Consider the following 26,048-nt stretch of genomic DNA (forward strand, 5'->3'; position numbering starts at 1 on the left):
TTTGACATCTACTAAAACATTCGCTGCTGAAGGCACCATTTCTATTCCTCTGCAGGAAGGTAAAAAAGCATATTTTGCGTCCGACTTTCATTTGGGAATGCCCAATAAAGAGATTAGCCTGCAACGTGAAAGAAAAATAATTCGCTGGTTGGAATATATTCGCCCTACTGCTGAGGTAATCTTTCTGGTAGGAGATATTTTTGATTTCTGGTTTGAGTACAAACAATCTATTCCAAAGGGCTACATACGGCTACAAGGAAAGCTGGCTGACTTAACAGATGCTGGTATTCCCATCATCTTTTTTTCAGGAAATCATGATATGTGGATGTTTGATTATTTTACGAAAGAATTAGCTATACCCATATTCCGAAAACCGAAGCAGTTTATACTTGGTCAGCGTAAGTTTTTGATAGGGCATGGCGATGGATTGGGGCCTGGAGACCATATCTATAAAATACTAAAGCAGATTTTTGCCAGTAAGCTCTGTCAATGGCTTTTTGCCCGTATACATCCTAACACTGGTATTGCCATAGCCAATGCCTGGTCTAGAAGGAGCCGTATGGCAAGTGACGCCAAAGGGGAGGAGAAGTTTATGGGGGATGATGAATGGTTATACACGTATGCCAGAGAAATTGAGGCACAAGAACACCATGATTATTATATCTTTGGGCATAGGCATTTGCCTCTGAATCTGCCGGTGGGCAATAACAGCTATTATATTAATTTAGGCGAGTGGATTAACCATTGTACCTATGGCAGTTTTGATGGGAACCGCATGGAACTAACCACCTTTCACTAATACAGGTTTCCATATTTTTCTGCAAACTGCCTTATGATTTGTATAAGCTACTCACATAAATTATCAAAAACACGGAATGTATCTTCTTAAAGTATGTGTGTGGCTATTAGGAATGTTGTGGCTATTAGGAATGTTGTGCCTATCAAATGCGGTAGCCGCACAAGAGTTATCTTTACTGAAAGAGATTAAGATAAAGCAACCAGTCAGTGTTTCTGTTGACCGGTATAACCATATACTTACCAGTGACCAGCAAGGGAATATCCACAAATATGATTCCACTGGAAAATTACTCCATGTGTACTCGCCTCAAAAAGTAACTGGTTCCTCACTCATAGAAGCCTGGCCCACTATGCAGATTTTTTTATTTCAGAAGGATCTGCAAAGGTTTTCTTTTCTTGACCGGTTTCTGGCAGATACCAAGCAAGCAGCTACTTTTGACGCCAGTATGGTGGGATTTGCCAGAGCAGCTACCATAGCTTCAGATGGACAGATATGGGTTTTTGATGAATCTGATTTTAGCTTGAAAAAACTAAATCCATCGATACAAAAAGTATCCTTGCATGTTCCGCTAGGGTTAGTTCTTTCGGCCGCTAATTATACTATTAATTACATGCGGGAATATCAGAATTTATTATTTATTAATGATACACAATCAGGCATTTTAGTATTTGATAATTTTGGTAATTACAAAAAAGTATTACCCTTTAGAGGTTTAACTCAATTTGGATTTTACCAGAATGAGGTATACTTTTTAGATAAAAAAACTATCCATTTTTTCAATCTCTATACCTTATCATCCAGGTTCATTCACTTGCCTGGCGAATTGAATTTTGATTTTGTGCTTGTTTTTGATACACAAGTAGTTCTATTCTCCAAAAATACTCTCTATATTTACCAGCCAGATCGTAAGTAACCTCGGTTTTTACCTGTATAGGAAGGCTTACCCATAATCATTACAACTTTCTAACAAAATTGTAATTTTTTTGTTTTTATATAAGTATGCCACTAACCCGGAAGGTAGGTTCACGTATACTAAGCCTAATAAATCATATTATTAAATTCAATAAGCAGCAGACGGCATGGGAAAGACTATACTATTCAACTCATTTATTGTTTATACTTTTATTATGTGCACAATAGCCCTTGGAAAGGCTTTTGCCATTAATTCTACTATACACGTATCTTCAGCCCAACATACAAAGCTTTTACCTCCGGCATCTGCAGAACCTGTGCATACACATATGCCAATAGATGAATTACTTATCGAATCTGATTCTATCGAATTTGATGTTGAAGTAGTACAGTCTAGGAAGTTTTTTCTGAGCTTTACAATGAAACGCGGAGAGACGTTTTTTATCAAAATTTATGACATTATTGGCAACCTGATCCATCATGAAGTGGTGAGCAAAAAAGGCTGGTTCCGCAAACAGTACGATTTATCTAAATACAAAACAGATTTGTATGTAATAGAGGTTGGCAGTGGCCGGAAAGCAAAAATAAAACGCTTGTTTTTAGGTTAATTCAGCTGTTCATAAGGCAAAAATATTTTGAAACAAGTGCCTTCGCCCAAAACACTTTCTACTTCAATTTTACCATTCAGTGCTTCCACCTGCGTTTTTACTAAGTGCAGGCCTAATCCTTTGCCTTCCACATGTACATGAAAGCGTTTGTACATGCCAAATATTTTTTCTTTATTTTTTTCCAGATCTATTCCTAAACCGTTGTCGCTGAAAGAGAGGCAAATGTATTCTTCCACTACTGTAGTGCTTACACAGATCTTTGGAATAACGCCAGGTTTCCGGTACTTTATAGCATTGGTCAGCATATTCTGAAATATACTATTGATATAGCTTTTTACTGAATAAAGCTTCTCTACCTTCGAGAAGTTTGTGGTAAGCTGCGCATTAGAATCCTCAATATGTTGGGCAATCGATATTTTTATATCATTCAGCACATCTTTCAACACTATCCATTCCCTTGAAGTATTTATTGCTTTTTGATACACTAAAATTTCGTTCAGGTCCTTAATAATATCATCTAGCTTAACGGTAGCTTTTTTAATATTTTCAATAGCTATTTGATTAATTGGGTCTACCGGATTAGTGGTGTTGAATATTTGCGTTAAACCTAAAATATTTGCAATGGGCGCACGAAGGTTATGGGAAGTGATATATCCGAACTGTTGCAACTGCTGATTCTGGTTAATCAGTTCGTTATTTAGTTGCTTTTCTTGTTGTTCGGCTTTTTTTCTAAGAGTTATATCCCGGATAATAATGGTAGAATATTGTTTTTCTCCCAGTTTCAAATCAGATACTGACGCTTCGATCGGAAAGTTATTACCATCTGCCCTTAAGCCATACAGGTTTTTATTGGGATCATCTTTGCTGGCAGCCATATACCCAAAGCCGTTGTCTGGTGCATACGGCTGGTAAAGGGACTGTGGTATAATCTGACGTATAGGTTTTCCGATAATGTCAGCAGCACAGTATCCAAACATTTTTTCTGCCGCCTGGTTAAAGAGAATAACGTTTTTATTTTCATCGGTGGTAATAATGGCATCCATAGCAGAATTTATAATACTCTCAAACCTGCTTTGCAATTCTCTGAGTTGTATTTCTGCCTGCTTTTTCTGCGTAATATCTTTTATAAATACAGTCAATCCATCTTCATAAGGATACACGCTTACTTCATAGCTAAGTTTTTGATTACTATTGTACGTTGTTTCGAACGTACATCGTTGAAATTCGCCTGTACGCAGCGCTTCCAGATAACATTTTTCAGGCTCGGTACCTTTCATTCCCGGAAACAACTCAATTAAGGATTTGCCTAGCACTTGTTCGGCTGTTAACCCTCCGCTATTAATTTCACTGGCTTTGTTCCAGTAAATGAACCGTAGATTATGGTCCAACGCAAAAAATATATCGCTTATGCTTTCTGTCAGGTGCTTATATTTATTTTCGCTGGCAGCTATAGCCGTGTGAGACAACCGTTCAATTTCATAATTAGCTTCCAGTAACCGGCTGTTTAATATTTCAAGCTGCTCATTGCTGACGGTAAGTTCTTCATTAGTTGACGAAAGTTCTTCTACAGTTGCCGCCAGTTCAGCATTGGTATGGGCAAGCTCCTTATTAGAAACTTCTACATCTGCCAGCAGCTGGACTCTTTGTGCATCTATCTGGTTTATTCTGGTTAAATGCTTATAGGTGAATAATATAGTAGTAAGAGCGTAAGCCATACATACCAGAAAAATAGTAGGATAAGAGGCCGTATATCCATGTTCATTCAGCAAAATAAAGATCCCACTTAAAATTGCCGGTACAATGGTAGACAGAACAAAAATAATTCTAGCGAATGTATTGCCCATATACTTGCCATGAAGCACAGCAACATACCCTTTTTCAGGAAAACTCACTAATAATCCCAAGCCCAGGCAAACAAAGCCCAGCGCTGTAGGCAGCGCCATTTGCGAATAAATATTGGCGCCACCAAACAAGCTTTCGCCAAACAAATAGCCCATACAGGGGGCCAGCCCGATAAAAAAGATTATTGTAGAGAAAAACTGAGATGTTTTGTACAGCGGGTTGGGCAACATATAAAACAAACCCACCAAACCGCTTAGAAAAAAGGCCATTGCCGAACTTGGAGACATCCGCCCTGGCTTACCATCTTCTGAAATAGAATCTCTTTCCACAAACAATAGCTCGTCTATACCCAAACTCAAATCAAATATATGTTCTAGAAGTGTAAGAAAGCCAAGCAAGCAAACAACTAATGCCAACAACTGATAAAGCATCTTCCGGGAGGGCAAATGAAATACATATATACCGGAAAGTATAAACCCGATAGCCGTATTTATGCGCATGGTGGAAGCATTTAAAATAATGCCACGCAAAAAATAAATATCAAAGATCCAACCTGTTGCACCTGCCATGCCAGCAAAAATGACTAAGCCTGCCAATATTTTTGACATGGATGACATGCCCCGGGTAAAATAGGAAGGATTAAATTTATGCATAAGTAGGTAACAGTTCCATATACTTTATGTTTAAGCACATTAACAATTGTGAAGGGACCAGTATGTAATATTTAGTAGTTTACAGCCTGTAAGCAAAAACTAAAAACAATTTAACAGCTTTTATCACGCTCGGTTCTCTAAGACTGCTGCCAATCGTACTTACCTTTGAGTAGGACAAAGTAAACTGGTAATGCTACTTTTAAAACCTTGATTATTTTAACCTGATTATGAAAGCTAACGTGTGAAGCTGGTTGATGCTATAATGAATCAGCAGTTGATTAAACTGCAATAAACCTGAAAAAAACAACTTTTTTTGTATTGAAATGAGCCAAATCTTACTTGTTTAGGTACAATTAAAAATTACACAGCCCCTTACCTTTTCACCAATGGCCAGTTCAAAATTAAAGCTGCTATGAAGGTTCATAACAGCTTTAATTTTAACTCAGCGGATTAAACTGTTTTAGGAAACGAATATCATTTTCGGTAAAGAGACGCAAATCTTTAATTTGATAGGCAAGCATCGTGATACGTTCTATGCCCATGCCAAAGGCAAATCCAGTATAGGTCTGAGAATCTATGCCGCAGTTCTCCAACACATTCGGGTCTACCATGCCTGAGCCGCCTATTTCTACCCAGCCACTATATTTGCAGATATTGCACCCCTTGCCTTTGCAAAGCTGACAAGAAATATCAATTTCTGCACTAGGCTCCGTAAATGGAAAGAAGGATGGCCGGAAACGTATTCTGGTATCTTTTGTAAACATTTCCTTCACGAAATGATACAAGGTTTGTTTTAAATCCGTAAACCCTACATTGGTATCAATATACAAGCCTTCTACCTGGTGGAAAATACAATGCGCCCGGGCAGAAATTGCCTCGTTGCGGTATACCCGGCCTGGCATTAAAGACCGGATGGGGGGCTTTTGCCGCTCCATCAGGCGTACCTGCACAGAAGATGTATGCGTACGCAGGGCTATATCCGGATTTTTTTCCACGAAAAACGTATCCTGCATATCGCGGGCAGGGTGGTTGAGCGGAAAATTCAGGGCAGTGAAGTTATGCCAGTCATCTTCAATCTCAGGACCTTCAGATAAGTTAAAACCTATACGTTCAAATATTTCAACAATCCGATTTCGGACAATGGTTAGGGGATGTATTGCACCTAATTCATCTGGTACTGTTGGCAGTGTCAGGTCTAGCGGTGCTTGTACTTTGCCATTCAGTTGCTGATTTTCTAACGAAGCCGAGTAGTCATTGAATTTATTCTGCGCAAAATTTTTCAGGTTGTTCAACTCAGCACCAATAGCCCGTTTGTCTTCTGCCGGAACTGCTTTTAACCCCTCGAACAAATCGGCTATTACTCCTTTTCTTCCTACGTAGGCAATTCTGAACTGTTCTAGTTGCGCAGGATTCTCTATGGTAAATGATTCTATCTGTTGCTGTATTGCTTGAATCTTCTCTCTCATCATAGCACAAATATATTAATTTTCCTGGCGACTTTGGGTTAACTTACTTGCTGCTGCTTCATCTGTAAACCAGTGTATGCTTCCCTTTTTTGGTTTAATAAGCTGCGTAGGCAAATGTTCAGGTTGATATTCACCTTCTAATACATCGTATAACACTTGCGCTTTATTCGCACCAAACAGAAGAAAGGCTATATTTTTTGCTTTGTTTATTAACGGAGCAGTCAACGTAATCCGGTACATCTGCTGACCTGTATGGTATACTTCACTCACCCAGCTGTCTTTTTCCTGCAATACTGGTGTATAAGGAAATAAGGAGGCTGTATGCCCATCGTCGCCCATGCCCAGCAAGATAAAGTCAAATTCTGGTGCAGCCGTTCCAAAATGCTTTTTTAACAGGCTCTCGTATTGATGAGCAATTTCTTCCGGAGGCATTACAGCAGAGTAAGGCATTGGATAAATCTGTTCTTTAGGAATAGGCACATGATTCAATAGTGTTTCATACGCCATTTTTGCATTGTATCGGTCATCATCCTGTGGTACAAAGCGTTCATCACCCCAGAAGATATATGTATTTTTCCAGGGCAACTCATTTCTGTATGGGTCTTTGGCTAATAATTCATACAATTTTTTAGGCGAAGAGCCACCGGTAAGTGCAAAGGTGAACCGGCCTTTTTCAGCAACAGCTGTTTTGGCTGCAGAGACAATAAATTGTGCCAGAGCTTCATTGAGTTGATTAGCCTCCGAAAATATATGCATCATATGCTTAGGCTTTTACTTTGGCTTTATCTTTTTCTTTAGGAGTTGTGGCTTCCGTGCCATTTCCATTGCTTGTAGTACTATGGCTGGAGCTGTTGCCGTTTAATGGAGCTACCATAGCCCAGTTATGTCCATCCCGGGCAACTAAGGCTTCTGCATTTTCCGGACCCCACATGCCAGCCGTATAGTTTGGAAATTCAAGCGATGGCCTGGATTCCCAGACTTCTAAAATCGGCATAATTGCAGCCCAGGCAGCCTCCACCTGATCGGCACGCATAAACAAGGTAGCATCTCCCAGCATGACATCCAGTAACAAAGTCTCATAGGCTTCCGGAGAATGTTGGGTAGAGTACGATTCGCCATAATCAAACACCATTTCTACCGGATTTAGTACCATACTTAAGCCAGGCCTTTTTGCCTGGAATCGTAACCTAATGCTCATTTCCGGCTGAATATGTAGGGTTAAGCGATTAGGGAGCAAATTTTCTGTAACAGATGATGGAAAAGTCTGGTGTGGTACGGGGCGGAATTGTACCGTAATAGCCGAAAATTTGCCCTGCATATGTTTACCGGTACGTACATAAAAAGGTATGCCATTCCACCGCCAGTTGTCTATAAAAAACTTAATGGCAGCATAGGTTTCGGTGTTAGAAGTAGGATGTACGCCTTGCTCTTCGCGGTAGCCTTTTACTTTTTTGCCTTCTATCCAGCCGTTGCCATATTGACCCCGTACTGCAAACTTATGAATCTCTTCTTTACTAAACTTCCGTAAGGCATGCAACACATCTACCTTTTTGCTCCGTATTTCGTCCGCATCAAATGTAACAGGAGGCTCCATGGCAATCATACATAATAACTGAAGCAAGTGATTCTGGATCATATCCCGTAAAGCTCCCGATTTATCGTAATAATTGCCCCGGTGTTCTACGCCTACTTGCTCAGCTACAGTAATCTGTACATAGTCTATGTAATTACGGTTCCAGATGGGCTCGAACAGAGCATTGGCAAAACGGAAAGCCAGGATGTTCTGAACCGTTTCTTTACCCAGATAATGATCAATGCGGTAGATTTGGCACTCACTAAATGTTCTGGAAAGCAGTTGATTTAACTCCTTAGCTGTTTGCAAATCCCTTCCAAAAGGTTTTTCTACTACAATCCGGTCGCGGCCAGAGTCGGTGGCTACACCAGAACTTCCCAAATTCATGGTAATGGGTTCTATGAACTGCGGAGCTACGGATAAATAATAAATACGGTTGGCTCGTACACCCCATTGCTGATCAAAGGCATTTAATTTTTCAGCTAAGCTACTATACATAGCTTGGTTAGTGAAATCAGCCCGGAAGTATTCCCAGAAACTAGCAAATTCTGTCCAGCGGCCATCTTCTGGTTTACCTGAACGAGAATGTTGGTCAAGTCCATCGTGCATTAATCCCAGAAACTGGTCATACGATATATCGTGATGGCTTACTCCAATGACAGCAAATTGTTTGGGCAACCACCCGTCTATATATAAATTATATAGAGCCGGTGCCAGCTTCCGCATAGTGAGGTCTCCCTTTGCACCAAATATGACTAAGACCGTAGGTCCTGGTTTTCTTGTAGATTGCATAATTGTATAATTTTGATTCTTGCCCTAAAGCCAGTATGATTAAACCCGCTAGGTTCGTATGTAACGTAAAAACCTAACAGGTTTTGAAAACCTGTTAGGTCTTTACAAATAAAAATTATTGCCAGTGTGTATGGAAAATACCTTCTGTGTCTATTCTCTCATAGGTATGCGCTCCAAAATTGTCACGTTGGGCCTGTATTAAATTAGACGGTAAACGGTCGGTGCGGTAGGCATCAAAATAGGCAAGAGCTGCAGATAATGCCGGAACTGGTAAACCTGCCGTAATGGCAAGCCCAAGCACTTTGCGAGTAGAATCTTGCCGGCCTGCAACTACAGCAGCCAGAGACGGATCTACTAATAGATTAGCCAGATCAGGATTCTTTTTATAGGCATTTGTTATATCTTCCAGCAAGGTAGCCCGGATAATACAACCACCCCGCCAGATACGGGCCACATCATCTAACTTTAGGTTATAGCCATACGTATCGGATGCAACTTTCAGCAAATGCATACCTTGTGCATAGGCACCAATGGTAGCAAAATACAAGGCATCTTTTACCTGGTTGATAACTGCCTGTTTATCGCCACTTAGGTTAAATGAAGATTTGGGTCCAGATAGGGTTTTAGCAGCAGCTACCCGTTCTTGTTTTAAAGCGGACAAATACCGGGAAGTTACTGCCACATCAATAATGGACAAAGGCACCCCTAAATCCATGCCGCATTGGGAAGTCCACTTGCCGGTACCTTTTTGTTTGGCGCTATCCAGAATATAGTCTACCAACCGGCCTTCTTTTTGTTCATCAGGCTGTAGGAATATATTGGCTGTAATCTCTATGAGGAAAGACTTCAATTCTGCATTATTCCACTCTTTGAAAACGGTGTGCAGTTCATCGTTGCTTAAACCAATGCCTCTTTTCAGAATATCATACGCTTCTGAAATTAATTGCATAATACCATATTCGATGCCATTGTGTACCATTTTTACATAATGTCCGGCAGAGCTAGGACCAAGGTATGTTACACAAGGCTCATTATTAACTTTAGCTGCAATAGATTCAAAAATCGGTCTTACTACTTCATATGCTTGCTCAGAGCCTCCGGGCATCATACTCGGACCAAAACGGGCACCTGATTCGCCACCGGAAACGCCCACGCCTAAGAAGTGAATGCCTTTAGCCGTTAGCTCCTGCGTACGCCTGTCGGTATCGGCGTAATAGGAGTTGCCACCATCTATTACCAAATCGCCTGGCTGTAACATAGGCAGCAATTCATTGATTACCATATCTACTGCTTTACCGGCTGTAACCAGTAGCATAATGGCCCGCGGGCGTTTTAGTTTCAGTACAAATTCTTTAAGATCGGAAGTGCCGAATACATTTTTTCCTGCGGCTTCGGTTTTCAGATCGGCTACTTTACTTGGGTCGCGGTTATAGCCAGCTACCGAAAATCCATGATCTGCCATATTCAGCAGCAGATTCCTACCCATCACACCCAAACCAATCATTCCGAATTCGTATTGTTGCAATTGCATGTTTTAAGGGGTTTAAGTCTATTAAAAAGTGTCTAGTATTTAATTAATATCTGCTAAAGGTGAGAAGCGTTACTTGGCTTATTTCTATCTGCCTGTTCCCTTGTTTTATTCCTGAGCCACTAAACTTTTCTTCTGGAGTTCCCGTAAGGCATCGGAAGCTATCCAACGGGCACTAGTAAAAGGCTGCTCTTTTATGCGGCTTGCCAGTTCTATTGCTTCCGACCGTAAGAATGTAGTACGCTTCCCAATCTGACGTAGTGCCCAGTTCACCGCTTTTTTTACATAATTCCGGCTATCTTTTGCTTCCCGTTCTATATGCGGAAAAAGCTCCAGAAAGGTATTATCTGTAGCTTTCTTATCATGTACGGCCAGGTAAGCCATCATGGAGAATCCTGCCCGCTTTACAAATTCTTCGCTCCGGTATGTCCATTCAACTGCTTTCTGATACGCCACCGGTGTTTTGATGAACAAATTTCCGCAAGTCTGATCACACAAGTCCCAGGAATTAAAGTCTTTCACCCATACCTCCATTTGATTCACTGACACTTGCTTGGGTTCCTCTACAAAAACAGCTAGTAATCGTGCCTCATGAATGCCAGTATTCCATAATTCCAGCGCTAAGCTATGATCACGTTTATATCGTTTAGCGATTGCACGAATAATAGGAATACTCACTCCATAGGCATTCTCCGTGTTTATGCCAAACCGGCTCATACCAGCCCGGTTATGCTCATTACCGAACGATTGAAGTTCCTGTAAAAGTTGGGCTGTTTCCATAGCTAAAATAGTTATAGAATGACTGGTGAAGGAAAATATATGATTGAAATTCTCTTTCACCAGCCAAACATCCTACAATTATTTTACAGACGAAAGTGCTTCTTTGCGTTTATTTTCCAGCGCTTCCATCAGTTTAGCAAAAGGCTTATTGAATTTCTCTACGCCTTCTACTTCCAGTTTTTCGGTAATGTCATCCAGAACAATGCCCAGCGAAGCCAGGTCAGTAAGCACCTTCTTGGCATCTTCCAATCCTTCTTCCAGGCGGGAAGCGGGTTCGCCTTGTGCGTTGTAGGCTTTCAATGTTTCCAGAGGAACGGTATTTACTGTATCCGGGCCAATCAGGTGTTCGATATACATGACAGGGCTATAGTTTGGATTTTTGGTGCCAGTGCTTGCCCATAGTAAACGTTGCGGACGGGCTCCTTTCTCAGCCAGTGTGCGGAAACGTGGGCTGTTAAATAGCTCCTTGTATATCTGGTAAGACATTTTGGCATTGGCTATCGCTACTTTGCCTAGTAAAGATTTAGCTACGGCTGCATTTGGCCCACCTGCCGCTGCAATCTTTTCCAGTTGCGGATCTATCATCACATCTATCCGGCTCAGGAAGAAGCTGGCTACAGAGGCTATATTATCAAGCGGTTGTTTATTTTTTAAGCGGTGTTCCAAGCCAGTAATATAGGCATTGGCCACAGCCCGGTAGCGTTCCAGACCAAAAAGCAGGGTAACATTTACATTAATGCCTTCGCTGATTAGCTGCTGTATGGCTGGTAAGCCTTCTTGTGTGCCAGGCACTTTAATCATCACATTGGGGCGATTAACAGCAGCCCACAATTTTTTACCTTCGGTAATAGTACCATTGGTGTCTTTTGCTAAATAAGGCGAAACTTCCAGGCTAACATACCCATCTACGGCATTCGTTTCCTCATAAATGCTACGGAACATATCCGATGCATTCTGGATGTCTTCTACGGCCAGGGTTTCATAGATTTCGTCGGTATTTTTATTCTGCCTTACCAGTTCCTGAATGGCGGTAGAATAATCTGTGCTTCCGTTAATAGCTTCTTCAAAAATGGAAGGATTAGACGTAATTCCCTTCAGCCCGTACTCTTCAATCATAGTTTTTAGTTCGCCTGATGACAATATGCCGCGGCGGATAAAATCCATCCAGATACTTTGTCTGAACGAATATACATTTACAAGTGGATTTGTTTTCATAGTTTCTTCTTTTGTTTCTAGAGCAATTACTTTATTCAATCTACGCTGATGGCGGTCTTCCCTAGTATAGGCGGCTTTTAAATAGGATTTTATGATCTCTTCTACCAGTACCGATCCAATAACCCGCCCACCCAGGCAGATAATATTCATATCATCATGCTCTACGCCTTGGTGAGCAGAATACGTTTCAGTAATTAAGGCTGCCCGTGCCCCGGGAATTTTATTGGCTACAATGGATGCTCCAACGCCACTACCACAGATAGCAATGCCCCGGTCTACCTCTCCATTGGCTACAGCTTTGGCAAGTGGCACCACAAAGTCTGGGTAATCGTCGTGCTTGTCGTAATGATATGCCCCATAGTCTACTACTGTGTACCCTTGTGCCTCTACAAATGCGGCCATTTTTCCTTTTAAATCAAATCCGCCGTGGTCTGCTGCTATACCTACTTTCATTGTTGTGTTTAAATTGGTTTATATAAGTAAGTTACTAATAGTTAAAGAAAGAAACTTTATCGGGCCGTTAATTTATGCATAAATGTAAAGGAATGCATACTTGGCGTGTAAAAAGTTTGTATTTGAAATAGTAGTTTGCTGATCGGCAAATAGTATTCTACTTGTTTATACATGTATTAAAAGAGTTTCATAGCGCATAGATCAAGCGTAGCCCATTACTCTATAGGTAAGATACCCCAGAATTTCATGGCATAGCACATACCATTTGCCTAAAGCTCCTTCAGAAGGAATAATGATATAGTTAGGGGTAAACTTGCGGGGTTTTGCATAAAAATCGGTACTAAAAACAGTAACTGGCACCCCTGCCTGCTGAAAACATCCCTCTGAACGGCGCATATGAAAAGCAGAAGTGATTAATAAGTATGATTGACCAGGAAATTTAGCTTTCAGCACATTGGCAGAAAATAAGGCATTCTCCCTGGTGTTGCGGGATTTATTTTCGATGGTAATATCTTTTTGCGGTACACCACTCATGAGCAGCACTTGCTCCAATTCTTCCGCCTCGCTTTCTTTGTTCCCCACCAGATTACCAGATCCGCCTGTAATCAATATATGTTTCAATTTACCCATTTTATAGAGCTGCAAGGCATGCATTATACGGTCAGCCCCTTTTTCAAAGTATACCCGGTCTTTGGGAGTCTGGTCTATGCTGGTGATGCCAGTGAGCACAATGCCTACATCATATGGTTTCTCAATAGCAGCAATAGGCGTAGCCGGAATTTCCCATAAACGAAAAAGCTCGTTAATCAGAAAACTATTGCCGAATACAAACAACAGAACAACCGTCACTATTAGGAACGTTTTCCGGCGTTTTTCTGATTTGGTAAACAAGGCATATAGTAAGCAGCCCATAATCCAGGTGAAGGGCATGAGCAGGTAAAATAAGGTTTTGGAAAGAACAAAGAACATATATGAATGTACTGAATCTGGTAATACGCTGATGTGCTAATGAGAACTACCATTAACCTACCTGCGAAGTTGTAAAGAAAAAAGGACATGGCATATAGTAAACCTTCACAAATGAAACGCCGGCTACAGGCAATTTGCTTATCATCATATTTGCACATCAGCACATTAATCCATTAACTTTACCACATGCATATTCTACTGATCCATCAGTATTTTTTAGAGAAAGACGATCCGGGTGGCTCCAGGTTTAATGAAATGGCCAGGGTATGGGCAGAAAATGGTCATTCGGTAACTGTGATCGCTGGCATGGTGCACTATAATACCGGAAAAAAGCGGGAAAAGCACAAAGGCAAATTTATAGTAAAAGAAACCTATGATGAAAATATAACCGTGTACCGCTGCCACGTGTCGGAAGCCTATAATACTAATTTTGCCGGCAGGCTCTGGGCATATTTTTCTTTTGTGTTTTCTGGAATCATCTGTGGGTTGTTTTATACCCGTGAAAAATACAACGTAGTGTTGGTAACCTCTCCCCCTTTGTTTGTAGGCATTACTGGCTATGTGTTATCCATATTAAAAGCTGTTCCATTGGTGTTTGAGGTACGGGACTTGTGGCCAGAGTCTGCTATAGATACTGGTGTGCTGACTAATAAAAGCATCATCCGTTTTGCTTACCGGTTTGAGAAATTTATCTATAAAAAATCAGTATTGGTGAACACCCTTACTCCTGCTTTCCGGCAAAACCTGATTGAAGTAAAGAAAGTCCCAGCTAATAAAGTAGTAATGATCCCCAATGCCGCTGATTTTTCTATGTCTGAGGAATTGCTTCACACCTTTGAGGTTGCTTCTTTCCGCCAGGATAAAGGATGGACAGATAAGTTTGTAGTGACGTATGTGGGTGCCCACGGCGTAGCAAATCACCTGATACAACTTATAGAAGCAGCAGAGCTTTTGCATCATACCAATGCTTTAGTAGTGCTGATCGGGGAAGGCATGCAAAAACCTATGTTGAAAACGGAAGTAGCCAGACGAAAACTAACGAATGTGCAATTTGTAGATGCTGTGCCTAAAAGAGAGGTATTCAAATATATACTGGCTTCCGATATGGGAGCCTCTGTATTAAAAAAAGCAGATACCTTTAAAACTATTTATTCTAATAAAACTTTTGACTATATGTCTTGCCAGAAGCCTATTTTAATGGTGATAGATGGTGTTTCCAGGCAATTAGTAGAAGAAGCCCGCTGTGGTGTATATGCTGAGCCGGAAAATGCGGCAGATATAGCCTCCAAAATACAGTTGTACATGTCTTATAACGGGCAGTTGCAGAAAGAAGGAATGAATGGATATGCATATGCCCGTAGCTATTTTGACCGGACGTATCTGGCTAAAACGTATACAGCAGAACTGGCAAAGGTGGCCAAAACATAATATACATTCATTGGCACAGGAAGTTTATGTACAAATTGTTTTTTAAACGGGCAATAGATATTACTGTATCATTCATCCTGCTGGTAGTAACGTTGCCCTTTACACTGCTAGCAGGCGTTCTGCTGGCTTTTGCTAATAATGGGAAAATATTTTTTATTCAGCAACGGCCTGGGTTACATGGAAAGCCATTTCATATAGTAAAGTTTAAGACAATGAACGATAAACGGGATGCCCAGGGAAATCTGCTTCCCGATGATATCCGGCTAACTGCTGTTGGAAAGCTGATTCGGAAAACATCTGTTGATGAACTGCCACAATTGATTAATGTGCTGAAAGGCGATATAAGTTTAATTGGCCCCAGGCCATTGCTAATGGAATATTTGCCTTTGTACAGTCCTTTGCAAGCACGGCGACATGAAGTACGGCCTGGAATTACCGGTTGGGCACAAGTAAATGGGCGCAACCGAACTACCTGGGAAAAACGGTTTGCCGAAGATTTATATTATGTTGAAAATGTATCTTTCCTGTTAGACCTGAAAATATTCTTTCTGACCATTATCAAAATTCTTAAGGTAGAAGGTATCAGTGGTGAGGGTACCGTAACGATGGAAAAATTTAAGGGAAATGGGGAAGTTACATCGGTGGAAAAATAATTCTGAAAACGGTCAGGCGTAAAGTAGATAGTATACCAATGCTTTTATACGGAGGAAGTGGACATGCAAAAGTAGTAATAGATTGTCTGTTAGCAAGCGGACTTCCAGTTCATGGTATTTTTGATGATAACCCTGCGCTTTCCAATTTGCTGAATTTTCCGGTACTAGGTTTATATAAAAAAGACTATCTGCGTTCTGAAGAAATAATTATCTCTATTGGGAATAATATCATCCGGAAAAAAGTAGCCCAGCAGGTGGAACATCTTTTTGGTAAAGCTATTCATCCCTCGGCTCTTCTATCTACCTTTGCCTCGGTAAGTGTAGGCACAGCTATTTTTCACAACAGTGTAGTACAGGCAGGCGCCTTTATAGGGAAACATTGTATCATCAACACCGCAGCCAGTGTAGACCACGATTGTGAGCTGGAAGATTTTGTGCATATTTCTCCCCATGCTACCCTAAGTGGAAATGTAAAAGTAGGCGAAGGTACGCATATTGGAGCAGGAGCAACAGTTATTCAAGGGATTACTATTGGCAAGTGGTGTACAGTGGGAGCAGGAGCCGTAGTAATCAGGGACGTACCAGATCATGCCACTGTAGTAGGGGTGCCTGCTAAAATAATTAAAATAAAACCGGAGTTAAGATAACTTCTATAAGATTATTAATGGAAAGAGTAGCTTTGATATTTTTTATCGATTACCCTTTCTACGTCATTAGTCGAAACAGATGAATAACAAAATATACTTGTCTTCCCCTCATATGGGTGGAGGAGAGCTGAAATATATACATCAGGCCTTTGAAGAAAACTGGATTGCTCCCTTAGGACCCAATGTAGATAACTTTGAAAAAGATATTTGCCAATATACGGGTGCCAGCCATGCTGCCGCCTTGAGTTCTGGTACAGCAGCTATTCATTTGGCTCTCATCCTCTTAGGTGTGCAAGCCGGAGACGAAGTAATTTGCCCGACTTTTACTTTTTCAGCTACCGTTAACCCTATCGTTTATCAGGGAGCCGTGCCAGTTTTTATTGATAGTGGGTATTCTACCTGGAATATTTGTGTAAAAGAAACCCAGCGGGCTATTGAAGATAGAATCCGGAAAGGTAAAAAACCCAAGGCACTCATGATTGTTCATCTGTATGGACAATCGGCCAAAATGGATGAACTGATGGAACTGGCGACGCATTATGATATCCCAGTTATAGAAGATGCAGCAGAGGCGTTAGGCGCTCAGTACAAAGGCAAAATGCTGGGTACTTTCGGGAAATTCGGTATTCTTTCATTTAATGGGAATAAGATTATTACTACTTCCGGCGGAGGTGCTTTGCTGTCTCATGAGGAAGATTTAATAAAAAAAGCCCGTTTTCTGGCCACTCAGGCACGTGACAATGCTCCGCACTACCAACATTCGCAAATAGGGTATAACTACCGCTTAAGCAATATAGCTGCTGGCATAGGCCGTGGGCAAATGGAAGTAATTGCAGAAAGAGTAAAACAACGCAGAGCCCATTTTGAATTCTATAAAACAGCCTTTGCTGGCATACCAGCTATTTCATTCTCACCAGAACTGGAAAATACTTTGGGAAACCGCTGGCTTACCTGTATAGTAGTAGATGAAAAACAATCAGGTGGAGTTACACGCGAAACCATCCGGCTGGCGTTGGAAAAGCAAAATATAGAAGCCCGCCCGCTGTGGAAACCAATGCATTTACAGCCAATATTTGCTAACTATCCTTACTATGGCAGCCGCCAGGTAGCCGAAGATCTGTTTACCCGTGGGCTTTGTTTACCGTCTGGTTCTAATCTCTCTACAGAAGACCTAGCTAAAATAGCAACTAGTATTAAACATCTGTTTTGATGATAACTGGGCAAATAGGAAACTAAAAGACGGTAGTCCTGTATATAATCTTTTACGATGAATATTCACTAATTTCTTCCAATTACCCACCCCTTATGAATGATAGTCTCAAGGCCGCCTCAAGCACCATTTTTACCCAATTAATTGATTTCTTAACACAATTACCTGATTCAGTCTACACCCAATCTTTGCCGTTACTTTCTGGTAACACTATTGGTAAGCATTTTCGCCATATCATAGAATTTTATGAATGTTTGGTCAATGACCTGCACACTGGCTTAATTAATTATGATACCCGCAACAGAAATACACAATTGGAAATAGATAGAACTTTCTGTATAGAAAGGCTACAATGTATAGCTTCCCTTATTTCCTCCATAAATGCAGATAAACAATTGAGTGTGCAAGTATGCTTTTCTCCTGTTATTGAGCCTGTTAAAATTGATTCTTCTTTAACAAGAGAGCTACTGTATACCATGGAACATACCATTCATCATATGGCTATTATAAAGATGGCTATCCAGTCTATAAATTTTCCCATAGAATTTTCTCAAAACTTTGGGGTGGCTTTTTCCACTATTCAAAGCAAAACATCTGCTTACTGCTCTGCCAGTTAATTTAATTAACTTATAGGTATTTCATGCAAAAAGTAGCTGTTAAGCCTGGCCTAATTTCTTAACCCACTTTTCCACCATAGCTACTCAAGCTCTTAATTTATACGGCCTTCTAAGAATTTATTACTCCTGGAAGATTCTCTTATGAGTCTTCATTATTTAATACATCTACTTAGTGTTTCACAAGTAACATACATACCTATTTACGTTAGTTTCATAACTAATTAGCCACGGTTCATTAGCCTGAATAAAAGCTCTTTCGCTTTCAAAAATTCACCAAAAACCGTTAGAATTGGCCTGTTTAGAGCACTTTCAAGAAGTATGTATAAAACAGGTATGATTTATACATAAAATTATAGGGTTGGTTACCTTTTATAAACCTGCTGCATTAATGATAAATATTACATTATGCCAATTTGGTAAGAATTTTGCACTGAATAGGCTATAACACTATATATATGAAAACAAACGCTCAAATGGAAAAGATAGAGAATTTTAGAGTTCAAACCATAGAAAAAATTAACTGCTCTATCAATGAATGCCATACATTAGAGCAACTTAGCAGTGTAGAGCAGTTTTTGAACCGCTACTACAGTTCATTTTCGTTCGACCCTAACTACTTTAGACAAGAATGGACATTAGATACGCAGATTAGAAAGCGTAAATTGCATTTATCCAATTTAATTATAGAAGAATCTACAGATTCTATTTTTGGCAGTGAGCTTATGAGCCTTAACAGATTAAGTGTGTACATCAAGTCAAATTCGTTGGTGAAGTTGCGTGAAGACTGGGTGGAGCTACGCTCTCAGCTAATCGGTATTGACATAAGCGCTTATCCGGCTATGAATGAAAAGATTGCCTATCTAAAGAATCCTTCCAGGTATGAAAATCAATTTGTAAGGGAGGTTCAGGATATGGTGTACAGAACATGGCATAAGTTATCCATCATTTAATATACAAGAGGTTTAATATTGTTTATTGTTTAAATCAAAAAAGCGCAGGTGATTACCTTGCGCTTTTTTAGTTTCTATCATTTCTGACAGATTAATTATCGGATATATTGGTTAATAAGGTTTTCATATAATTCTTGCTTGCCACTAATTTGAGCCGGTTCGCCATTTTGCGAGGCTAGTTTACTCAAATCTTCCAGGGTAAGCTGGCCATCCTCAAATTTTTTACCATTGCCATTGTCGTACGAAGCATATCTTTCTTTACGTAATTTACGGTATGGAGATTTTTCGAGTATGTCATTAGCTATCAGCAAAGCTCTGGCAAAATTATCCATACCACCCACATGGGCAATAAACAGATCTTCCAGATCAGTAGAGTTGCGCCTGGTTTTAGCATCAAAGTTAACTCCACCATCTTTAAATCCGCCAGCTTCCAGGAAGATAAGCATTGCTTCAGTAAGTTCAAATAAATCTACTGGAAACTGATCAGTATCCCAGCCATTCTGGTAATCGCCCCGGTTTGCATCCATACTGCCTAGCATACCTGCATCGGCAGCCACTTGTAGTTCATGCGCAAAGGTATGACCGGCAAGCGTAGCATGGTTGGTTTCTAAATTTAATTTAAAATCTTTATCTAGGCCATACTGACGTAAAAATCCAATTACGGTAGCACTGTCGTAATCGTACTGGTGTTTGGTAGGTTCCATAGGTTTAGGTTCAATATAGAATGTACCTTTAAAACCAGCTTTGCGGCCATAATCACGGGCTATAGACAAGAAACGGCCCAGATGTTCCTGTTCACGTTTCAGATTAGTGTTTAGCAGTGACATATAGCCTTCGCGGCCTCCCCAGAAAGTATAGCCGGCGCCTCCTAAAGCAATAGTAGCATCTATGGCTTGTTTTACTTGATTTGCTGCATAGGTAACTACAGCAAAATCCGGATTAGTAGCAGCGCCATTCATATACCGTGGATGAGAGAACAAATTAGCTGTACCCCAAAGCAATTGTATGCCTGAAGCTTGCTGCTTTTGCTTGGCGTACTCTACCAGAGCTTGTAGATTTTTTTCTGATTCGGCCAGGTTTTTTCCTTCGTCTACAATATCATAATCGTGGAAGCAATAAAAAGGTACTCCCAACTTGGATATAAACTCAAAAGCAGCATCCATTTTATCTTTTGCCTGCCCGATAGCATCTGTTTTCTGCATCCAGGGGAAAGTTTTGGTACCAGGCCCGAATGGATCGTTGCCGGTATTAACAAATGAATGCCAGTAAGCTACGGCAAATCTGAAGTGATCTTTCAGCGATTTTCCGGCTACTACTTTATTTTCATCATAATACTTAAATGCTAAAGGATTGTCAGACTCTCTTCCTTCATATTTGATCTGCTGAATACCAGGAAAATATTCTTTATCTCCTGTAGTTATTTTAATTGGCATATACGATAGATTAAAAGGTGATATGTTAAAATTTTTGAATTATTATTCGCTTATCCCAGGCTATAAACTTGCAAAACTTAGTTGTTAATTGCTCAGGGCTAATTTAGGCCAGTTCCTTTTTCAGGCAGCTTAACCAATGCTGGTAGGCTTCTTTATAAGCAGTTTGTATTTGTGGTTCGGGCTCAATAGTTCTTACCGTATGTAATCCATGAAAAGCTTCAGAAGTACTCTTATAAATACCTGCTCCTACGCCTGCTCCACGCGCGGCACCTTGTGCACCATCTGTGTTATACAATTCTATAACAGCTCCGGTAATAGCCGCAAAGGCTTCACTAAATAAGGGGCTTAAGAACATATTAGCATCTCCGGCACGTACGGTTTTGGGTTCCACGCCCAGGCCACGCATTACATCTACACCTAAATTTAATGCAAACACAATACCCTCCTGTGCCGAACGGAGCAGGTGTGCCTTTGTATGCATGTTAAAATCCAGGCCATGCACAGACGAGCCCAAAAGTTTGTTTTCTAATGAACGCTCGGCTCCATTACCGTATGGAATAGTTACCAAGCCTTGTGAGCCAATAGGGGCATGGCTTGCCAGTTTGTTCATTTCTACGTAGGCTGAACCATTAGTAGCTTCGGCCATTACCATATTTTTTAGCCAGCGGTTTAAGATACCAGTACCATTTACACAAAGTAATGTTCCATATCTGGGTTGGTTTGCCTGGTGGTTTACATGCAAGAATGTGTTTACCCTGGATTTAAGATCGTAGTTTTTCTGATCTGTAATGCCATATACTACTCCCGAAGTACCAGCAGTAGCAGCAAGTTCTCCTGGCTCCAGTACATTCAGTGAAAACGCATTATTAGGTTGGTCGCCTGCCCGGTAAGCTACCGGTGTTCCGGCAGTTAGACCCAGTTCATTGGCTATGGCAGCAGTTACTTCACCCTGCACAGCAAATGTAGGTGCAATTTTGGGAAGCAAATCTCTGGAAATACCGTAATAGTTTAGTAATAATTCGGCTGGCGATTCTGATTGATAATCCCACAAAATACCTTCGGATAACCCCGAAGCTGTAGAACAAACTTCGCCCGTCAGGCACATAGCAATATAATCACCCGGAAGCATTATTTTATCTATCTGGCTATATAGCTGAGGTTCGTTGTCTTTTACCCACTTAAGTTTGGATGCAGTAAAGTTGCCAGGTGAATTAAAAAAATGCGACAGCGATTTTTCTTCCCCTAGTTCCTGAAAAGCTTTGTCTCCAATAGCTACTGCCCGGCTGTCGCACCAGATAATGGATGGCCGTAATACCTGCTTATTTTTGTCTACTACCACCAGCCCGTGCATCTGATAAGAAATACCAATGGCTTTTATTAGTTTTAAATCGAAGCCCTGATTTTTCAAGCTAGCTGTTGCTTTTTTCGCATTTTGCCACCACACGCCTGGGTCCTGCTCTGCCCAGCCGGGCTGATGAGATATCATATTCATTTCTGTATCGGGCGCACTAGCGGCAGCTAGTAATTTCCCCGTTTGGGCATCCAGCAGAGAGGCTTTGATAAATGAACTACCTATGTCGTAACCTAGCAAATACATAAAAATGCTGATATATGGGTGGCTAATGATAAAGATTATGGATCGCCGATCTTATGTACAAGCGAGAAAAGTAAAACTCAAACCTGTCACCTTTTGCAAACGTATAAGGTCGAAATAAAATGCTAATATGTGGAGGTATTTTTATAAAAAAAATAGTTGTTCTATGAAAATTTATCTGAACATTCCAAATTAACACTGAAAAGAGAAAGGCTCCTTTATCAGAAGCCTTTCATTCAGTGCTGTTACTTAGGTTCTTACCTTATACTTGGCCGGTAATGGCTCTTCTATTTTATCAAATTCATCGTATTTAAATATCTCTTCATATTCCTCGAAATTTTTATTAATATCTACTTCCAGATCTTTAATAAAGCCTTCTCGCAGGTCGTATACCCAGCCATGTACATGTATTTTAGCATCCTGGTGCCATGCTTTTTGTACAATAGATGTTTTATGAAGATTATATACCTGCTCGATTACATTCAACTCTACTAACCGCTTAAACCGGTCATTAGGGTCTTTTATGCTTCGTAACTCCTGATAGTGGATACGGCAAACATCCTTAATATTCCGCAGCCATTTGTTAATTAATCCCAGGTTTTTATTCTCCATAGCTGCTTTTACTCCACCACAGCCATAATGTCCACACACAATAATATGCTCTACTTTTAATACTTCTACAGCATACTGTAATACAGAAAGCAGATTTAGATCGGTACTAACCACCAGGTTAGCTACGTTCCGGTGAACAAACATATCACCAGGGTTGGTTCCGGTAATTTCAGAAGCAGGCACCCGGCTATCTGAACAGCCGATCCATAAAAATTTAGGACTCTGGCCCATTGCCAGATTCTTAAAGTAATTCTGGTCTACATTCAGTTTATCTGCTACCCACTTCCGGTTATTTTCAAATAATTGATCATAAGAAGTATGGTCTACATTGTTCCTCCTCCGTAAGCTCTGCGCATCAGCATCTATATCAGTCGTTGAATACAAATCATGTCCGTTATGGCTGTTGCGGATAAAAGTAAACTGAATATTCTTGTCTTTGGCTGTAATTTTAAAGTTTTCAATAGCTTCCAGAACATCGTGGTCTATGTAAGTAGAGTGGCTTCCATCCATTTCCACATAGCTATTTTCAGGAAGTTTATCCAGCATCTCCATTATATTGGCCTTATTTAAGAAGGTTACTTGCTCTCCTAAATCTATCTTGATTTTTTCGCCTCCTTTCATAGTTTCTTTCCGGAACAACAGAGATGTATTGTAATTGGCCCGCAAAACAAAGAACAACCCAACAGCCAGACCTATACCTATACCTGTTAGCAAATCTGTGAATAGAACAGCCAATATGGTTACAACAAATGGTATAAATTGCTTTAAACCAAAGCCATACATTTCTTTAAAAATAGCTACTTTGGCTAATTTATACCCTGTCAGAATCAGGATAGCTGCCAAACAAGACAAGGGAATCATATTTAGAATGCCCGGAATCAGAATAACACATACCATGAGCAGTACTCCATGAATAACAGCTGATAGTTTACTCCGTGCCCCAGAATACACGTTTACCGAACTGCGAACAATTACCGAAGTCACGGGTAAGCCCCCGATCAAGCCACTAACAATATTACCTACCCCTTGCGCCTTTAATTCACGATTAGGAGGAGTATTTCTTTTTAATGGATCTAGCTTATCGGTAGCTTCCACATTTAATAACGTTTCCAGACTTGCTACTATGGCTAACGTAACACCAGTAATATATACCTGAGGATTAGAATATTGAGTAAAATCCGGCAGGGTAAATAATCCAAAAAACTCGTTAATGTTATTAGCTTTTGGTAATGTCACCAAATGATTGCCAGTAAGAGTTAAGAACGGAATATATGAATACAGGTAATTTATTAATATACCCACTACTACTACCACCAACGGAGAAGGAATACTGCTAAAGAAGCTGTTTTTTTTCAGAGCAGGCCTTTCCCATAATAATAATATAGCCACTGATACCATGGTAATAATAACAGCAGCCGGATTAATATAATTGTAGGCATTTATAAGTTCAGAGAATGTATTTTCCCCATCAGGCTGGGCAAAAGAAAACTCTCCTTCAGCATCTTCATCATACCCCATAGCATGCGGAATTTGCTTCAGTATAAGGGTAAGGCCAATAGCCGCTAACATACCTTTGATAACAGCTGAAGGGAAAAAGTGGCCGATGGAACCGGCTTTAGCATATCCCAGAATGATCTGTAGAATGCCCCCTATCATAACAGCCAGTAAAAATGCACTGAACTGCCCGTTAAATTTATCAATAGCCGTTAACACTATAACGGTAAGACCAGCTGCGGGGCCACTTACACTCAACTGAGAGCCGCTTAGTAAGCCAACCACAATACCTCCTACAATACCGGCAATAACTCCCGAAAAGAGAGGCGCACCAGATGCCAGGGCAATACCCAAACATAAGGGCAAGGCCACTAAAAATACTACAACTCCTGACTTAAAGTCGTATTTAGCATTTTTTGCAGCCAGGTCTATTAAATTTGTTTGTTCTTTCATTGTGTGTTTATGTTTTTCACCTAATCCAATAGTATATTGGTAAGTTGTTCAATACTATATAGAAGTAGTAACTGACTGAAATATTTGTGTAATCTAAAAAAGCTTCTTTTAAGAAAGCGTAAAGATGATAGATACTTGCCTACATAAGAATTCACGTATGCAATAGTATAGATTCAGAAAAGAATGTGAAGAGCTGAGAGCTAACTCAAGCAGCATTTGTCCACAAAACAATTAGCATTCCGGTGGAGGCGTGGGGGAACTGTAACAAAATACCCGTAAAGGATATTTATCAGGGGCATATTTTTTTATCGTATATACACCCTGATGAAAAGCCATGTGAGAGCTAGGGTAGTTTAGCAGATCTACTTCGTCAAATAATTTCTCCAGATCTGTAATATCTTCCTCTTTTGTATCAGAGGTGGAATCATATACTTCTAAATAATCTTCCAGTAAATACTCGGTTAGTGAGGAGGCACATTCTGGAGTTGCACTTATCTGACAGCTTAAACCAGAGTGTTTAACAACCAGGAAAAACGAGGGAAAAACAATCGTATTTATAAAGGTAACCAGCAAGGAGAACAGGACAACCTGTTTGCCGATAGCCTTATAAAATATTCTATCTTTTGTTTGGTTTCCCTTAAAATTCATTTTCTGCAACGTTGCCTTTAGCAAATATACTAATTAATACCGGCATTATTCAATCTAAACAAAAAAAGCAGGCCAACAGACCTGCTTAAGTATGTAATTAAACCTATTTTTTTACTTGGTATCGGCCGCCTGGTTATATCCACTGGCGCGGTGAGGATATTCTTGCATAATGCGGTAAATAACCTCCCTGAACACTTCGTCCCGTTCCTTGCGGGCATTATTTAGCTCGCCAGTTGCCCAGCCTTGCCAAACCAGTTCATTGGTTTTTGCATCAATCAGGTTAACAATAATGCGGCCTTCTTCATAACTGCGCGTAGAAGTATTATTGTTGCCATACCACCACCAGTATCCCCAGTTGTTATTACTCTGGGTATACTGCTTGTTTCTAGAGTCAGTCTGAAAATTAACCAACAAATCAGGATTAACCTCTGTTTTCACATATCCGCGTGCTTTCATTTCGGCATCCATTGCCTGCGCAAAGCGTTTTTGATTTAATGAACTTCCTAAAATAGGGTCATTTTTATCAGGCTTCATTTCTGCAATAGCATAGGTATTGTACTCCCTGAAATTAGCTTGCCGATCATAATCGGAGCGGACAGCGACTGAAGAAGCCGCACAGCCTCCCAGCCATAGAGCAGAAACAAACAAAAGGATATTTTTAAATGTGTGTATCTTCATAATTTTTCTACATTTTATTTCTTTCTTACACAAATAATTCA

General features: G+C 40.4%; 22 protein-coding genes. 9 read left to right on the forward strand and 13 right to left on the reverse strand.

Going from position 1 to position 26,048, the window contains the following annotated elements:
- Position 1: 1 nt before the first annotated feature.
- The 3 genes from Q0590_RS07730 to Q0590_RS07740 all read left to right on the forward strand — a co-directional run bounded on the left by Q0590_RS07730 (position 2) and on the right by Q0590_RS07740 (position 2,319).
- On the forward strand, positions 2-799 hold the full coding sequence (locus Q0590_RS07730; RefSeq protein ID WP_302036936.1) for a UDP-2,3-diacylglucosamine diphosphatase: 798 nt from the start codon (positions 2-4) through the stop codon (positions 797-799).
- A gap of 76 nt (positions 800-875) precedes the next feature.
- Positions 876-1,712 (forward strand): hypothetical protein, encoded by an 837-nt coding sequence (locus Q0590_RS07735; protein WP_302036937.1) that lies wholly within the window; start codon positions 876-878, stop codon positions 1,710-1,712.
- A 166-nt stretch (positions 1,713-1,878) separates the two neighbouring features.
- Entirely contained in the window at positions 1,879-2,319 is a 441-nt protein-coding gene (locus tag Q0590_RS07740; protein WP_302036938.1) for a T9SS type A sorting domain-containing protein, read from the forward strand.
- On the opposite strand, the gene Q0590_RS07745 is transcribed toward Q0590_RS07740, so the two are convergent.
- From Q0590_RS07745 to Q0590_RS07780, 8 genes are all read right to left on the reverse strand, one after another.
- A complete protein-coding gene (locus Q0590_RS07745) occupies positions 2,316-4,814 on the reverse strand; it encodes a PAS domain S-box protein (protein WP_302036939.1) in 2,499 nt (832 codons plus the stop codon). The genes Q0590_RS07740 and Q0590_RS07745 overlap by 4 nt on opposite strands.
- Before the next feature lie 437 nt (positions 4,815-5,251).
- A complete protein-coding gene (locus Q0590_RS07750) occupies positions 5,252-6,280 on the reverse strand; it encodes a phenylalanine--tRNA ligase subunit alpha (RefSeq protein ID WP_378410432.1) in 1,029 nt (342 codons plus the stop codon).
- Between the two features lie 15 nt (positions 6,281-6,295).
- Entirely contained in the window at positions 6,296-7,039 is a 744-nt protein-coding gene (pgl, locus tag Q0590_RS07755; RefSeq protein ID WP_302036941.1) for a 6-phosphogluconolactonase, read from the reverse strand.
- Positions 7,040-7,043: 4 nt separating this feature from the next.
- Complete coding sequence (zwf, locus tag Q0590_RS07760) at positions 7,044-8,645, reverse strand: glucose-6-phosphate dehydrogenase (RefSeq protein ID WP_302036942.1); 1,602 nt, start codon at positions 8,643-8,645, stop codon at positions 7,044-7,046.
- Between the two features lie 115 nt (positions 8,646-8,760).
- Positions 8,761-10,176 carry an NADP-dependent phosphogluconate dehydrogenase gene (gene gnd / locus Q0590_RS07765; protein WP_302036943.1) on the reverse strand — a complete coding sequence of 472 codons (1,416 nt, stop codon included), beginning with the start codon at positions 10,174-10,176 and terminating at the stop codon, positions 8,761-8,763.
- A gap of 105 nt (positions 10,177-10,281) precedes the next feature.
- Complete coding sequence (locus tag Q0590_RS07770; RefSeq protein WP_302036944.1) at positions 10,282-10,953, reverse strand: DNA alkylation repair protein; 672 nt, start codon at positions 10,951-10,953, stop codon at positions 10,282-10,284.
- Positions 10,954-11,031: 78 nt separating this feature from the next.
- Positions 11,032-12,621: a transaldolase gene (tal, locus tag Q0590_RS07775; protein WP_302036945.1), complete on the reverse strand. Its 1,590-nt coding sequence runs from the start codon at positions 12,619-12,621 to the stop codon at positions 11,032-11,034.
- Positions 12,622-12,822: 201 nt separating this feature from the next.
- On the reverse strand, positions 12,823-13,590 hold the full coding sequence (locus Q0590_RS07780; protein WP_302036946.1) for a YdcF family protein: 768 nt from the start codon (positions 13,588-13,590) through the stop codon (positions 12,823-12,825).
- Between the two features lie 186 nt (positions 13,591-13,776).
- Here Q0590_RS07780 and Q0590_RS07785 point away from each other — a divergent pair, with 186 nt between their 5' ends.
- The 6 genes from Q0590_RS07785 to Q0590_RS07810 all read left to right on the forward strand — a co-directional run bounded on the left by Q0590_RS07785 (position 13,777) and on the right by Q0590_RS07810 (position 19,095).
- Positions 13,777-15,018 carry a glycosyltransferase family 4 protein gene (locus Q0590_RS07785; protein WP_302036947.1) on the forward strand — a complete coding sequence of 414 codons (1,242 nt, stop codon included), beginning with the start codon at positions 13,777-13,779 and terminating at the stop codon, positions 15,016-15,018.
- A gap of 26 nt (positions 15,019-15,044) precedes the next feature.
- Positions 15,045-15,671: a sugar transferase gene (locus Q0590_RS07790; protein ID WP_302036948.1), complete on the forward strand. Its 627-nt coding sequence runs from the start codon at positions 15,045-15,047 to the stop codon at positions 15,669-15,671.
- 38 nt (positions 15,672-15,709) lie between these two features.
- Positions 15,710-16,318 (forward strand): acetyltransferase, encoded by a 609-nt coding sequence (locus Q0590_RS07795; RefSeq protein ID WP_302036949.1) that lies wholly within the window; start codon positions 15,710-15,712, stop codon positions 16,316-16,318.
- 79 nt (positions 16,319-16,397) lie between these two features.
- Positions 16,398-17,528, forward strand: coding sequence for a DegT/DnrJ/EryC1/StrS family aminotransferase (locus Q0590_RS07800; protein ID WP_302036950.1), 1,131 nt, complete (start codon positions 16,398-16,400; stop codon positions 17,526-17,528).
- A 95-nt stretch (positions 17,529-17,623) separates the two neighbouring features.
- Positions 17,624-18,145, forward strand: a complete 522-nt coding sequence (locus tag Q0590_RS07805) for a DinB family protein (RefSeq protein WP_302036951.1) — start codon at positions 17,624-17,626, stop codon at positions 18,143-18,145.
- 455 nt (positions 18,146-18,600) lie between these two features.
- Positions 18,601-19,095, forward strand: coding sequence for a hypothetical protein (locus tag Q0590_RS07810; RefSeq protein WP_302036952.1), 495 nt, complete (start codon positions 18,601-18,603; stop codon positions 19,093-19,095).
- A 95-nt stretch (positions 19,096-19,190) separates the two neighbouring features.
- On the opposite strand, the gene xylA is transcribed toward Q0590_RS07810, so the two are convergent.
- From xylA to Q0590_RS07835, 5 genes are all read right to left on the reverse strand, one after another.
- Positions 19,191-20,528 carry a xylose isomerase gene (xylA, locus tag Q0590_RS07815; protein ID WP_302036953.1) on the reverse strand — a complete coding sequence of 446 codons (1,338 nt, stop codon included), beginning with the start codon at positions 20,526-20,528 and terminating at the stop codon, positions 19,191-19,193.
- A gap of 103 nt (positions 20,529-20,631) precedes the next feature.
- Positions 20,632-22,125, reverse strand: coding sequence for a xylulokinase (locus tag Q0590_RS07820; RefSeq protein WP_302036954.1), 1,494 nt, complete (start codon positions 22,123-22,125; stop codon positions 20,632-20,634).
- 246 nt (positions 22,126-22,371) lie between these two features.
- Positions 22,372-24,681 carry a carbonate dehydratase gene (can, locus tag Q0590_RS07825; protein ID WP_302036955.1) on the reverse strand — a complete coding sequence of 770 codons (2,310 nt, stop codon included), beginning with the start codon at positions 24,679-24,681 and terminating at the stop codon, positions 22,372-22,374.
- Positions 24,682-24,912: 231 nt separating this feature from the next.
- Positions 24,913-25,329 (reverse strand): hypothetical protein, encoded by a 417-nt coding sequence (locus tag Q0590_RS07830; protein WP_302036956.1) that lies wholly within the window; start codon positions 25,327-25,329, stop codon positions 24,913-24,915.
- Between the two features lie 111 nt (positions 25,330-25,440).
- Positions 25,441-26,007 (reverse strand): DUF4136 domain-containing protein, encoded by a 567-nt coding sequence (locus Q0590_RS07835; protein WP_302036957.1) that lies wholly within the window; start codon positions 26,005-26,007, stop codon positions 25,441-25,443.
- Between the last annotated feature and the right edge of the window lie 41 nt (positions 26,008-26,048).

It is taken from the genome of Rhodocytophaga aerolata (genome assembly GCF_030503435.1).
GTDB lineage: Bacteria > Bacteroidota > Bacteroidia > Cytophagales > 172606-1 > Rhodocytophaga > Rhodocytophaga aerolata.

Coding starts and splice junctions, on each gene's coding strand:
- gnd (WP_302036943.1), bottom strand. CDS start 10,176: ATGCAATTGCAACAATACGAATTCGGAATGATTGGTTTGGGTGTGATG.
- can (WP_302036955.1), bottom strand. CDS start 24,681: ATGAAAGAACAAACAAATTTAATAGACCTGGCTGCAAAAAATGCTAAA.
- Q0590_RS07810 (WP_302036952.1), top strand. CDS start 18,601: ATGAAAACAAACGCTCAAATGGAAAAGATAGAGAATTTTAGAGTTCAA.
- Q0590_RS07740 (WP_302036938.1), top strand. CDS start 1,879: ATGGGAAAGACTATACTATTCAACTCATTTATTGTTTATACTTTTATT.
- Q0590_RS07785 (WP_302036947.1), top strand. CDS start 13,777: ATGCATATTCTACTGATCCATCAGTATTTTTTAGAGAAAGACGATCCG.
- Q0590_RS07790 (WP_302036948.1), top strand. CDS start 15,045: ATGTACAAATTGTTTTTTAAACGGGCAATAGATATTACTGTATCATTC.
- Q0590_RS07750 (WP_378410432.1), bottom strand. CDS start 6,280: ATGAGAGAGAAGATTCAAGCAATACAGCAACAGATAGAATCATTTACC.
- Q0590_RS07820 (WP_302036954.1), bottom strand. CDS start 22,125: ATGTATTTGCTAGGTTACGACATAGGTAGTTCATTTATCAAAGCCTCT.
- Q0590_RS07795 (WP_302036949.1), top strand. CDS start 15,710: ATGCTTTTATACGGAGGAAGTGGACATGCAAAAGTAGTAATAGATTGT.
- Q0590_RS07735 (WP_302036937.1), top strand. CDS start 876: ATGTATCTTCTTAAAGTATGTGTGTGGCTATTAGGAATGTTGTGGCTA.
- tal (WP_302036945.1), bottom strand. CDS start 12,621: ATGAAAGTAGGTATAGCAGCAGACCACGGCGGATTTGATTTAAAAGGA.
- Q0590_RS07780 (WP_302036946.1), bottom strand. CDS start 13,590: ATGTTCTTTGTTCTTTCCAAAACCTTATTTTACCTGCTCATGCCCTTC.
- pgl (WP_302036941.1), bottom strand. CDS start 7,039: ATGATGCATATATTTTCGGAGGCTAATCAACTCAATGAAGCTCTGGCA.
- zwf (WP_302036942.1), bottom strand. CDS start 8,645: ATGCAATCTACAAGAAAACCAGGACCTACGGTCTTAGTCATATTTGGT.
- Q0590_RS07805 (WP_302036951.1), top strand. CDS start 17,624: ATGAATGATAGTCTCAAGGCCGCCTCAAGCACCATTTTTACCCAATTA.
- xylA (WP_302036953.1), bottom strand. CDS start 20,528: ATGCCAATTAAAATAACTACAGGAGATAAAGAATATTTTCCTGGTATT.
- Q0590_RS07830 (WP_302036956.1), bottom strand. CDS start 25,329: ATGAATTTTAAGGGAAACCAAACAAAAGATAGAATATTTTATAAGGCT.
- Q0590_RS07770 (WP_302036944.1), bottom strand. CDS start 10,953: ATGGAAACAGCCCAACTTTTACAGGAACTTCAATCGTTCGGTAATGAG.
- Q0590_RS07835 (WP_302036957.1), bottom strand. CDS start 26,007: ATGAAGATACACACATTTAAAAATATCCTTTTGTTTGTTTCTGCTCTA.
- Q0590_RS07745 (WP_302036939.1), bottom strand. CDS start 4,814: ATGCATAAATTTAATCCTTCCTATTTTACCCGGGGCATGTCATCCATG.
- Q0590_RS07800 (WP_302036950.1), top strand. CDS start 16,398: ATGAATAACAAAATATACTTGTCTTCCCCTCATATGGGTGGAGGAGAG.